Raw genomic sequence first — 12391 nt, 5'->3', positions numbered from 1 at the left:
TTGTCGGCGCTGCTAGTACCCCTATGTTTACAAAACAGAAGACTAAATTCACACACGAAATTTTTAACTTCACTTTGATCTCCTTATCCATTTTACCCCGTCACACACTTTCATATAGCTTGCTTTACTTGAATTTATATTAGGACAAAAGCATGAAAAAGGAAGTCAATACTTTTTATGATTTTGTGATGGAAGCAAATTAAGCACTTGTTAAAAATGAAAGCTCAATCAACAAATACTGATAACCATCTGCACTCTTTACATAGGTAGTAGAGATTCTTATTTGCAAAAAACATTCGTTAAATAGGTCTATTTGCAGATAAACTCCGTTTTTACAGGCGGAAGTATTCCGCAGCCCGGTGAAATATCGCTGGCTCATCATGGAATTTTGTTTCTCGATGAGCTTCCAGAGTTTGATCGCAAAGTGCTTGAAGTGCTGCGTGAACCCTTAGAAAACGGCAAGATCCATATTTCCCGAGCAGCACAGCAGGCCGAGTTTCCAGCACAATTTCAGTTAGTAGCAGCCATGAACCCTTGCCCGTGTGGCTATCTGGGTCACCCTAAAAAGGCCTGTCGCTGCACGCCGGAGCAAGTTGCCCGCTATCGGGGGCGAATTTCTGGCCCATTACTTGATCGCATCGATATGGTGGTTGAAGTGGGGGCGCTCAGTGATGAGGTGTTACTGAGCCGCGAGCCGGGCGAGCCCAGCCTGCCTGTGCGGCAACGGGTGTTTCTTGCACGACAAAAGCAAATACAGCGCCAAGCACGCCATAATGCCGCGCTACCTAGCTCTGCAATTGATGAGCATTGTCAGCCAGATCCTGCAGGGCTGGCATTGCTACAGAAGGCGGTCAATAAACTCGCATGGTCGGCGCGGGCCTATCATCGAGTGCTACGCCTAGCACGTACCGTCGCGGATCTAGCTGGTAGTGATCAGATCGAAAGTCGCCATATTTCTGAAGCTATACAGTATCGGCGCGGGATTGAATAATTTTTAGTAGTTTTAGTAGCCCAGCAACGATCGCTCTGATGGCTGTAATAAATTGACAAAATCTGCAGCTGGCATTGGTTTAGCCAGATAATAGCCTTGCAACTGGTGACAATCCAAACTAGCTAGAAATTGTGCTTCCGCCTCGTTTTCTACCCCTTCAGCAATCAATTGCAGCTCCAGATTAAGGGCAATCCCAATAATGGCGCGCACAATCGCTGCATTGCTGTGATTATCCGGCAAGCCCCGCACAAAGCTTTGGTCAATTTTTAAATAATCGAGCGGAAACGCGTGCAAATAACCCAGATTGGAATAGCCAGTACCAAAATCGTCGAGCGCCAAACTAAACCCGGCCTGATGCAAGGCATTGAGCGTTGCAGTCACATCCTCGTCGGCTTTCATTAGCAGTGTTTCAGTGATTTCTAACTCAATGCAGGATGCCGGCAGCTGGTGCTGGTTGACGACCGCTAGCAATTCATCGACGAGATGACGACCAAACTGGCGCGGCGATAAATTAATGGCCAAGCGCTCCAAACCCAAACCCTGATGTCGCCACTGAGCCATCTGTTGGCACGCGGCATTAAACACCCATATCCCTATTTGCACGATCAAGCCGGACTCTTCAGCGAATGGAATAAACTCACCAGGAGGGACTAAACCGCGTTGCGGATGCCGCCAGCGAATCAACGCCTCCGCGCCACAAATTTGGCCTGTTTGTGCATTCACTTGTGGCTGATAATGCAGCTCAAATTCGTCCCGTGCTAGGGCATGATGTAAATCTGTGGTGAGCTTGATGCGCGCCAGAGAACGCTGATTCATATCACTGGAGTAAAACAGCATCGCCTGTCGGCCTTGTTTCGCTCGATGCATGGCGACGGCGGCTAAATTAATGAGCTTATCGGCATCGCGCCCATCATCGGGAAACACACTCATGCCAATGTGGGCTTTGATTACAATTTCTTCCTGCTGTACGTAATAGGGCTCAGCCACCGTGGCTAAAATTCGCTCGGCCACAATCGCGGCATCTTCGCGCTGGCGAATATCAAATAAACCGATGCAGAACTCATCCCCCCCAAACCGTGACAAAACATCCTCATCCCGCAGGCAGCTCCGAATGCGTTCAGCCACCACCACCAAAATCTGATCACCACCACGGTGGGTGAATGAATCATTCATGGCCTTGAAGCCTGCAATGTTAAAGCACAGCAATGCACCACTACGTTGCTGGCGACGAGCTTCGCTCAGCGCTTGTTCGAGCAAAGAAAATAAATGACTGCGATTTGGCAACTTGGTTAGTGTATCGAAATAGGCCAAGCGGAAAATCTGTTCTTCGGCCGCTTTACGTTCGCTCAAATCGGCCATCACGGCAAAATAATGCTGCAGCTTATTTTGTCGACCATGCACAGCACTGAGCGTTAACCACGCAGGGAAAGCCTCGCCATTCGCACGGCGCGACCACAGTTCGCCCTCCCAATGCCCAGTACTGGCAAGATGCGCATCAATGCTCTGGGCGGTGGCCGTTTTTTTACCCACTTCCTGCTCCAGAAAATAGGGTACTTTGCCGATTATTTTGGGTAATTTATCGCCAATTAGCCGCAAATACGCGGGATTACATTCGATTAAATGACGGGATTCATCGGTAATCACAATGGCATCGGGTGTATGGCGAAAGACCGAAGCCAGCAAGCGCGAACGCACCTGATCGGCGATCTGGCTGCTTATATCATGCAAAAACCCGATCATGCGCAGCGGTTTTCCTGCTTCATCCCGCACCAGATTCAGATGAATTTGCACCCAAAAATCACGCCCATCTTTGTGGCGCCGCTTCACTTCCAGCGTGGTTTGCCCTTGCGTTAAAACGCGGTTGAATAATTCAATATCGTTATCTGTTTCATCTGCGTAGAGCATCAGGACATGTCGCCCCAATACTTCTTCACTAGGATAGCCAAATAAGCGTTCTGCGCCGCCATTCCAGCCTGTGATATAGCCCTCTAGATCGAGTGCAATTAACGATGCATTGATATCGCCCAGAATCCGGATGGCCGGCTCGAGCTCGTTCTGGCTCATTGATGAAAACTCTCCGCCAGAGAAACAACCCAACGATGTACCTCAAGCTCTGATTTCACCCAAATTGCTTCGGCATGCAGTGGCCGCACACTCCAGCGGGTGTCATCGCAGTATGTCTCCATAAACACTGTCTGCATTAGTGCCTCGCCCAATACCCCCTCGTTGTGCAACAAGGCCGTACTCATTTTTTCATTTAATGGCAAGCTTGCGATCAGTTCGGGCAAGGGTTTTTGGAACAATCGATCAAGTAGGGACAACATACCCAGCAGAAAGGCCGATTCTGGCGAGGCATTTAACCAACCGTGCTCCGCCCACGACTCTAGGCGTCGCGCTCGAAACAAGGCCGCTAGCAACAGTGGCGCCATGCTGGCCGAATCGCCAAATTGTTCGGCATACATCAGTAACTGCACCCATCGCTGAAGTTGAGCCCGCCCCAACACGGTGATGGCGTGGCGAATACTGCCAATCTCCACTCGTGAACGCATCCCCACCGAATTAACCAAGCGTAATAAGCGAAAAGTTAAATCCGGTGCCCGACTAAAGACTCGTTCCAGCACATGTGTTTCAGCATCAGCCGCCACCAATGCAATGAGCTCCAATAGCTCCGGCTTGGCTGGTGCTGATTGTGCCACTCCGCCCTGCGCAAACCAGCCTCCGCAGGCATAGGCATGCGGAGGCACGCGCAACCAATCCTCTTGGCGATTGATCTCTAGTACTAATTCATTGTCTGCAACGGGGGAGAGTAACGGCCATGCTGGCCGCGCTAATTGGGCATCGATCAACTGCGGCCATGGGGTGGCGGTAGTTTGTTCATGCAATAAATCATGCAGATATTGCAGCTGGCTGATCGAGCCACGCGCCAGCGTCGCTTTCCAGTGATGATCTTGGTTCCACAACGGGGAGAGTTGAAGTAATTGCATGCCAGCGTGCTCGAAAAGGGCTGCTCTTAAATTAGACCTTGCTACAGCTGGCAGCAAGGCTTAAAGCGGCAAATCACATCTGAATGGCAAACTTGCTGCAACACACTGCACCAGATACATTAACGGGTATGCATCGGAAATCATTAATTAATGATTGTTTTCAGCCAATACCCCTGCTATATATGCCTGCATTTGCTGCTGGCTACGCTCAGCAGCCTGTTTTAACCAGCCCATAAAATGGTGCAATTTCACACTCCCATCCAAGCGGGGCGGCCAAACCAGCCAATAACGATTGGGATGCGGTGTAATCACGCCACCGACCAGCCGCAACTCCCCCGCCAGCAATAGATTCAGCACAATCGATAGTCGGGTTAGCGTCACGCCTTGCCCCAATCGCACAGCTTGCAACGCAAGGTTATTATCATTGCAAAACAAGGCAAAATTGGGCGTCCAATCCCCTAGTTCAGCGGCTTTGCTCCAGCTACTCCATTTTTCCAAGGTACCGATAATTCGTGCTTGTTTCACCTCGGCGGCAGTTTGCGGCAAATTGTCCAGTTGCGGGGCAGCAACCACGACTAAATAATCATCCAGCAAATGTTCGGTTTTAAGCCCTTCCCAATCACCTGCGCCCATCCGAATGGCCAAATCCAGTTGCCCCAGATTAAGGTCATCAAATGCGAGGCTCGCGCGAAGATCGATGCGATATTGCGGAAATTGCGCCTGAAATTCAGGCAAACGAGCAATCAGCCAACCAAGGCCGAACGAAGGCATCGTAGTTAGCTTGATTTCATTGGGCTTAGGACGCGCCCGCACCATACGCGTTGCTTCGGCCATATCATTAAGCGCCATGCGAATTTCCAACGCGTAATGGCGGCCATCTTCCGTGAGCACCAATTTACGCCCGCTGCGCTCGAACAAGGGCAGCCCCAAATATTCTTCCAAGGCATGTAGTTGGTGACTGATCGCACTGTGCGTTACCGACAAGGCATCTGCCGCTTTCACCACGCTACCAAGGCGGCTAACCGCCTCAAAAGCACGTAATGCGGGTAAGGGTGGTAAGGGATTCATAACCGCCTTATGTGAAATAAATTCACATTTTTAGATAAAAAACGTCAGTAAAGATAGCTTAAATATTCGATATAGTGAATGCAAATGACATAGGATATAAAAATGAAAACTGAACACTTACAGCTTTTTGTTGATAGCAACTACATTAGCCCATATGCCATGTCAGCCTTTGTTGGGCTCACTGTCAAGCAATTGCCCTTTAGCCTCCACCCTGTCGATTTGGAAGTTGGCGCTCAACATGCAGCCCAATTTGCATTTGAATCGCTATCGGCACGCGTACCACTGCTTAAGCACGGCGATTTTTGCTTGAGTGAATCGTCTGCGATTACCGAATATCTGGATGAAAACTGGGAAGGAACATCGCTATATCCAAACAATGTCCAGCAAAAAGCCCGCGCTCGGCAGATCCAAGCCTGGTTACGCAGCGATCTGCTACCTATCCGCAACGAACGCTCAACCGAAGTAGTGTTTATTAAACCTAGCAATCAGCCATTGAGTGAGTCAGCACAGCAGGCCGCCAAAAAGCTGTTTGCCGCAGCAGAACAATTAATCACCGACGAGGGTGGCCCGCTATTTGGCGATTGGTGCATCGCAGATGTTGATCTGGCTTTGATGCTCAAACGCCTGATCAACAATGGTGATGCAGTCCCCGCCAAACTCGTTCGCTATGCCGAGCAACAATGGCAACATCCTGCCATCGTTCAATGGCTGCAACTACAAGATAAAAACTAAAGGCTCAAATTTTTCAGACATGAATTGATGCCAACACATATCACCAGTCTTTAGCTTGCAAAGGAACAATCATGTATCAACTATTTATTGGCTATCAAAACTACTCATCTTGGTCGCTACGGCCTTGGCTTTTGCTCAAACACTTCAATATCCCGTTCGCGCAAACGGTGGTGCCTGTCGATGGCAAAGGGGTTAATGCAACGCATCGGGTGTATTCCGATAATGGCCTAGTACCTTGTTTGCACGATGGTGACTTTAGGGTATGGGATACTTTGGCAATTTGTGATTACCTTGCAGAGCAATACCCCCAAATGTGGCCAGCAAATCGTCAAGCGCGTGCACGCGCACGCAGTATTTGCGCGGAAATGCATTCAGGGTTTACAGCGTTGCGTAGTCAACTCCCCATGAATGTCCGCTTACGCGCTAAAGGTAAAGAAAATACCCCGGAAGTCGCTGCTGATTTAAACCGGATTTTTGTCATCTGGCGCAATGCGCGCGAAATAGCCTCCCACAATCAGGTTGCGGGGGATTATTTATTTGGTGAATTCTCGATCGCCGATGCCATGTATGCCCCGGTAATCTGGCGTTTGTACTGCTATGGTGTCCAGTTACCCGCGGATATTCAGTATTATGTTGACACGATGCTCGCACACCCCGGCATGCAGGAATGGGAGCAAGCGGCGTTGCAAGAAGGTGCTTATTTGCCCCACGATGCATTGATCGAGCAATTTGGCGGGGCGCGAGAATGAGCCAATGGCAGCTGGCACAACTGAATATTGCTCGGGCAGTCGCACCACTGGACGATCCTATAATGGCGGGTTTCACTGGGCAACTGGATGCTATTAATTTGCTAGCCGAGCAAAGCCCTGGCTTTGTTTGGCGTCTGCAAAGCGAAAGCGGCAATGCGACCGATATTGCTTATGACAGCGATCCACTGTTAATTGCCAATATGTCGGTGTGGACATCGTTGGCGGCCTTGCGTCGTTACGTCTATACCGGGGAACATTTGGCATTACTCAAACAACGCAAAGCCTGGTTTAGCAAACACGAAGGGCCAACACAGGTATTGTGGTGGATTCGAGCAGGGCATATTCCCGCACTCAGCGAAGGCCAAGCCGCACTGGAGATACTGCGGCTTAATGGCAGCACACCGCTAGCCTTTACTTTTGCCCAGCCATTTAGCGCCCCGAAGCGGCAAACACACATAGAGCCAGTGGGTATTACCTAGCGGATAGCTATTTTCCTAGCTTGAGCAATGATACCCACCCGATCAAACAAACCCGCTTCTTATCATGCCAGATTAATAATGGTTAATCTGGCCTTCAGCATTCTGCAATATAAGCTCCGGCATACTGCATTCACCTCATCAGCAAACCGCTGAAGGCACATGGACAAATAACTGGAGTCGTTTAACATGAAATTCGTAAAACACATCGTTTTAGCATTGGCATTGACTGGCTTCGGCACCGCCGCTTTTGCTAGCACTGCTTCTGCACCAGCAAAACACCACAAAGCTACTCACGCTTCTAAAGCCTCAACTGCACAAAAAGCTCAGGCTAAAAAAGCATCACACGTAGCATCTAAAGCTTCAACCGCACAAAAAGCCCAAGCTAAAAAAGCATCACACGCTTCTAAAGCTTCAGCAGCACAAAAAGCTCAAGCCAAAAAAGCATCACACGCTTCAAAAGCCTCAGCAGCACAAAAAGCTCAAGCTAAAAAAGCATCACACGCTTCAAAAGCTTCAGCAGCGCAAAAAGCTCAAGCTAAAAAAGCATCACACGCTTCAAAAGCTTCAGCAGCGCAAAAAGCTCAAGCTAAAAAAGCATCGCACGCTTCAAAAGCTTCAGCAGCACAAAAAGCTCAAGCTAAAAAAGCATCACACGCTTCAAAAGCTTCAGCAGCGCAAAAAGCTCAAGCTAAAAAAGCATCACACGCTTCTAAAGCTTCAGCAGCACAAAAAGCTCAAGCTAAAAAACACCACAAACATCACCACGCTGCAAAATAATCGGTACCCGTCTCCTTCTCAGGGTGTGTTGAAATGCCTTGCTGAGCAATCGGCAGGGCATTTTTTTGATCGGAGTTCACAATGCTCATCTCTGCAGCACTTTTCCTAGCAGTGGCGACCATACCGTCTCCCACCAGCGAACGCGATCAATTACGACAATCCGAACACATGTATTGGCGCGCCATCAATACCCAGCAGATTGATCTGTGGATGGGTAAAGAAGAAGTATGGCGCCTGACAGTGAGCCCCAACTGTCCAGCCTGGCCGACGGGCAATCTCACCTTGGTGACCCGCAAAGGGCACTTCAAACGTCAGCAGAGCATTGTGGCTAACGCGAGCGATAGCTGCCGATTGATGCGGATCGAGCCGCAACCAGGCAGTGCAAATCACAGTTTACCGACGCTCAAAGTATTAACAGTTGATGTTAATAGCCCGAAAGGCAACAATAAGCCATAAGCTCATTTCCAAGCGAGGCCCTATGCGAATTTTACTGGTTGAAGATCAACTGCAGCAGGCGCACTACACCCAAAAAGCGCTGCAAGAAGGTGGACACACTGTTGATCATGCCGCGGAAGGACGCACCGGCTTATTTATGGCGACCACAGAGCAGTACGACGCGCTCGTACTCGATCGCATGCTGCCGTTGGTTGATGGGCTAACAATTTTACGTACCTTGCGTGCTTCCGACATTCATACCCCAGTATTGCTACTTTCGTCACTGGGCGAACCTGATGAGCGAGTAGAGGGCCTGCGTGCGGGTGCCGATGACTATCTGGCGAAGCCGTTTCACAGTGCCGAATTGCTGGCCCGGATTGAAGTCATCACCCGCCGGATTCAAACCAGCCAAAGCACCAACCAATCCAATTTGCAAGTCGCTGATCTGGAGCTAGATCGCCTCGCCCGAACCGTTCACCGAGGGGGCAAATTAATTGATCTACAACCACGTGAATATCAGTTATTGGAATATTTGATGCGTCATGCTGGGCAAGTTGTAACGCGCACCATGCTGCTAGAAGGGGTCTGGAATTACCATTTTGACCCCAATACCAATGTCATTGATGTCCACATCAGCAAACTACGCGCAAAAATAGATACCGAAGGTCTCAAGCCCTTGCTGCATACCGTGCGTGGTGCTGGCTATCGCATGGCTGAGCAATGACACTACGCGGGATTATTCGCACCCTGCGCAGCCCATTTACCCGCTGGGCAATCGCGCTCCCCGTACTCATGTGCATTGTGGTCACCATTTTTGGTGCCTTGGCTTTTCGTGAAACACAGCAGGCTTTAATTGGTGAGTTTTATACTGCTCTGCGTGAAGAAGTGGTGATCTTGGAGCTAATTTACCGTGAAGATGGCATTTCGGCGCTCCAGTCTGCCATTGCCCGACGCGGCAATCGACAAGAAACCCAGCGCGTATATTTACTCACAGATCATCAAGGGCGGTTTCTAGCTGGCAACCTCAAGCAGTGGCCTCACAATGTTCCGGTCAAAGACGAAACCTCAGTGCTATTTGCCGACCCGGCAACCGGAGAAACCATCGCAGCCGAAGTATTTTTACTGTTTGGCGATAATCGTTTGCTGGTTGGTCGACGAGCTATTTACGAGCAAGTTGGGCAACATCTAATTCAAAACTATTTGGCTCTATGTGCAGCGATGTTTGCAGCGGCCATCGTAGCGGGATTGATTTTCTCCCGACTAATCCAGCGACGGCTCAATACCATCAGTCAAACTGCCCACCATATTCGGATTGGCCATCAAGACTCCCGCATCCCCTTGGCGGGCAGCCAAGATGAAATCGACGGGGTGATCACCGAGCTCAATGCCTTGCTGGATCAACAAAATAAATTGTTATCCTACGCACGGCAAACTTCGTCGGCGATTGCTCATGATTTGCGCCAACCGCTATCTATCTTGCGCGGTAAATTGCAAGAGCTGTCCGACTCCGGCCCAGATGCACCAGTGAAACACGCGGCACTTGAACAGCTGGAACAAATTCAAGCTCTATTTTCAGCTGTATTACGTTTGGGGCGGCTGGAGTCTGGCGCCCAAATACTTGATCACTCAGCACAATCACTCAAGAACATTGCAGAGGATGTTGCAGAGCTGTATCAACCGATGCTCGAAGATGCCAATTTGCAAATTCGGGTACTTGGTCAAGACATAATCAAATCGGTCGATCGCGAGCTGATTTTCACTGCTCTGTGCAATTTGATTGAAAATGCACTCCGCTATGCAGCGAGTAATATTGATATTGAATTGAGTGAACAGGCCATTAGTGTGCGCGACTACGGCCCCGGCGTTGCCGATAGCGAATTAAAGCGGCTGATTGAGCCATTTTATAAGGCAGAAGCTAGCCGCAATAGCAGTGGCCACGGGCTAGGGCTCGCCTTAGTCAAAGCCATTGCCGAATTACATGGTGGCCAATTAAATTTAAGCCAGCAACACCCCGGCCTTTTGGTCAGCATTGTGCTGCCCTGAACGCCAATTTTAACGAAGCTGCGGTTCTCTGCTAGACTTAGCCGCAATTCATCATCTGGTTTCACGTGAAACAATGGCTGCTCCTAAATACGACGAATCCTCGGTCAAGGTCCTCAAAGGCCTAGACCCTGTCCGCCACCGTCCGGGTATGTACACCCGTACCGACAATCCACTGCACATCTGCCAAGAGGTCATCGACAATGCTGCCGACGAGGCGCTCGGTGGCTACGCGACGCAGATTGAGGTCACGCTGTATCGTAACCAATCGATGCGCGTCATCGACAATGGTCGCGGCATTCCGGTCGGTTTGCATCCGGAAGAGGGCGTGCCAACGGTGCAAGTCGTTTTCACCCAGCTTCATGCTGGCGGTAAATTCGACAAAAAAGACGGCGGCGCGTACGCGTTTTCGGGCGGTTTGCACGGCGTTGGCGTATCGGTCACGAATGCGCTATCGACCCGCCTCGAAGTTGAAGTGCGTCGTGAAGGCCAGATTAACAAATTGGTGTTCTCCGGCGGCGATGTGATCGAGCCACTGTCTGTGCTGGGCACGACGACAAAAAAAGACACGGGTACGCGCGTTTTCGTGCAGCCTGATGCGCAATATTTTGATAGCCCAACCATTCCGCAAGCCGAGCTAGAACATCTACTGAAATCCAAAGCGGTGTTGTTGCCCGGCCTTGTTGTCATTCTGAATGTCGAGCAAGCCAGTGGCGAATTACTCGAAAAACGCTGGTGCTACCCCGATGGACTGCAAGGCTATCTGAACGAACAAGTCACTGGTTTCACGCAAATCGTACCGATTTTGCAAGGCGAGAAATACATCGAGGGCGAAGATGACACCTTTAGCCGCGGCGAAGGCTGCGCTTGGGCGTTAACGTGGACTGAAGACGGCACGATCAATCGTGAATCGTACGTCAATCTGATCCCGACGCCCGCTGGCGGTACGCACGAAAGCGGCCTGCGCGATGGCGTATTTCAGGTGGTGAAAACTTTTATCGATTTCCACAATTTGCTGCCGAAAGGCGTCAAGCTTCTGCCCGAGGATTTATTCAGCCGCTGCTCATTCGTGCTGTCGGCCAAAGTGCTCGATCCGCAATTTCAAGGTCAAACCAAAGATAAACTGACCAGCCGCGATGGCTTGAAACTCGTCTCAGCGATGGTGCGTGCGCCATTCGAGCTGTGGCTGAACGAGCACGTCGATCTGGGCAAAAAGCTCGCCGAGCTGGCGATTCGCGCCGCGCAATCGCGGCAGAAAAATGCGCAGAAAGTCGAAAAGAAAAAATCCTCAGGGGTGGCGGTGCTGCCGGGCAAGCTGACCGATTGCGCATCGGATGAAACCGAGCGCTGCGAATTATTCCTCGTCGAGGGTGATTCGGCGGGTGGCTCGGCCAAGCTCGGTCGGGATAAAGATTTCCAGGCCATTTTGCCGCTGCGCGGTAAGGTACTGAACACGTGGGAAGTCGATAAAGACCAGATTTTCGCCAATAACGAAGTCCACGATATGGCGGTCGCCATCGGCGTTGACCCGCACACGCTCGATAGCACTGTTGATTTATCCGGTCTGCGCTACGGCAAAGTCATCATCATGTCCGATGCGGACGTGGACGGCTCGCACATTCAGGTACTGCTGCTTACGCTGTTCTACCGCCATTTCCCGCAGCTGATCATGAATGGCCACATCTATGTCGCGCAGCCACCGCTATACCGCGTAGACGTGGCGGGCAGTGGCAAAGCCAAGCCACCACGTAAATTCTATGCGCTCGATGAAGGCGAATTGACGGCGATTTTGGATAAACTGCGCGGAGAAAAAATCCGCGAAGGCGCGTGGAGCATTTCGCGCTTCAAAGGTCTGGGCGAGATGAATGCCGAGCAATTGTTCGACACCACGATGAACCCCGACACTCGCCGCGTCATGCGCGTCTCTATCCCGCAGGACGTCAGCGCCAATACGCGCGATCTGATGAATATGTTGATGGGCAAAGGTGAAGCCAGCAGCCGCCGCGCATGGCTGGAAGCGCGTGGTAATGAGGTAGAGGCCGATTTGTAATACCCTGCCTGGTATTGCCATGTGGATCTTGAATAAACGAATCTGCATGGCAATACCTAGCCGTAGTCCAGGTGATACTGAGGCTA

Annotated in this window: 11 protein-coding genes and 1 pseudogene; 9 read left to right on the top strand and 3 right to left on the bottom strand. The window is 50.6% G+C overall.

Annotated features, from left to right (window positions below; all coding sequences use genetic code 11):
* Nucleotides 1–337 precede the first annotated feature (337 nt).
* Nucleotides 338–991, top strand: a pseudogene (locus HZU75_RS07980) (ATP-binding protein); the annotation flags it as partial.
* 12 nt (nt 992–1003) lie between these two features.
* On the opposite strand, the gene HZU75_RS07975 reads toward HZU75_RS07980, so the two are convergent.
* The 3 genes from HZU75_RS07975 to HZU75_RS07965 all read right to left on the bottom strand — a co-directional run bounded on the left by HZU75_RS07975 (nt 1004) and on the right by HZU75_RS07965 (nt 5043).
* Nucleotides 1004–3055 (bottom strand): putative bifunctional diguanylate cyclase/phosphodiesterase, encoded by a 2052-nt coding sequence (locus tag HZU75_RS07975; RefSeq protein ID WP_180308594.1) that lies wholly within the window; start codon nt 3053–3055, stop codon nt 1004–1006.
* The gene (locus tag HZU75_RS07970) at nt 3052–3975 is read right to left on the bottom strand and encodes an EAL and HDOD domain-containing protein (RefSeq protein ID WP_180308593.1); all 924 of its coding nucleotides are present in this window, start codon (nt 3973–3975) and stop codon (nt 3052–3054) included. The genes HZU75_RS07975 and HZU75_RS07970 overlap by 4 nt, the downstream gene beginning before the upstream one ends.
* Before the next feature lie 147 nt (nt 3976–4122).
* Nucleotides 4123–5043: a LysR substrate-binding domain-containing protein gene (locus HZU75_RS07965; RefSeq protein WP_180308592.1), complete on the bottom strand. Its 921-nt coding sequence runs from the start codon at nt 5041–5043 to the stop codon at nt 4123–4125.
* A 102-nt stretch (nt 5044–5145) separates the two neighbouring features.
* Here HZU75_RS07965 and yfcF point away from each other — a divergent pair, with 102 nt between their 5' ends.
* From yfcF to parE, 8 genes are all read left to right on the top strand, one after another.
* Entirely contained in the window at nt 5146–5775 is a 630-nt protein-coding gene (gene yfcF, locus HZU75_RS07960; RefSeq protein WP_180308591.1) for a glutathione transferase, read from the top strand.
* 71 nt (nt 5776–5846) lie between these two features.
* The gene (locus HZU75_RS07955) at nt 5847–6524 is read left to right on the top strand and encodes a glutathione S-transferase family protein (protein WP_180308590.1); all 678 of its coding nucleotides are present in this window, start codon (nt 5847–5849) and stop codon (nt 6522–6524) included.
* Entirely contained in the window at nt 6521–7003 is a 483-nt protein-coding gene (locus HZU75_RS07950) for a DUF3291 domain-containing protein (RefSeq protein ID WP_180308589.1), read from the top strand. The genes HZU75_RS07955 and HZU75_RS07950 overlap by 4 nt, the downstream gene beginning before the upstream one ends.
* 186 nt (nt 7004–7189) lie before the next feature.
* Nucleotides 7190–7780 (top strand): hypothetical protein, encoded by a 591-nt coding sequence (locus tag HZU75_RS07945; RefSeq protein ID WP_180308588.1) that lies wholly within the window; start codon nt 7190–7192, stop codon nt 7778–7780.
* 81 nt (nt 7781–7861) lie between these two features.
* Nucleotides 7862–8236: a hypothetical protein gene (locus tag HZU75_RS07940; RefSeq protein WP_180308587.1), complete on the top strand. Its 375-nt coding sequence runs from the start codon at nt 7862–7864 to the stop codon at nt 8234–8236.
* 22 nt (nt 8237–8258) lie between these two features.
* Entirely contained in the window at nt 8259–8939 is a 681-nt protein-coding gene (locus tag HZU75_RS07935) for a response regulator transcription factor (protein WP_180308586.1), read from the top strand.
* Nucleotides 8936–10258 (top strand): sensor histidine kinase, encoded by a 1323-nt coding sequence (locus HZU75_RS07930; protein ID WP_180308585.1) that lies wholly within the window; start codon nt 8936–8938, stop codon nt 10256–10258. The genes HZU75_RS07935 and HZU75_RS07930 overlap by 4 nt, the downstream gene beginning before the upstream one ends.
* Before the next feature lie 73 nt (nt 10259–10331).
* Nucleotides 10332–12305, top strand: coding sequence for a DNA topoisomerase IV subunit B (gene parE / locus HZU75_RS07925; RefSeq protein ID WP_180308584.1), 1974 nt, complete (start codon nt 10332–10334; stop codon nt 12303–12305).
* Nucleotides 12306–12391 lie beyond the last annotated feature (86 nt).

Source organism: Chitinibacter fontanus (genome assembly GCF_013423785.1).
Classification (GTDB): Bacteria; Pseudomonadota; Gammaproteobacteria; order Burkholderiales; family Chitinibacteraceae; genus Chitinibacter; species Chitinibacter fontanus.
This window is presented reverse-complemented; position numbering and strand designations above follow the sequence as displayed.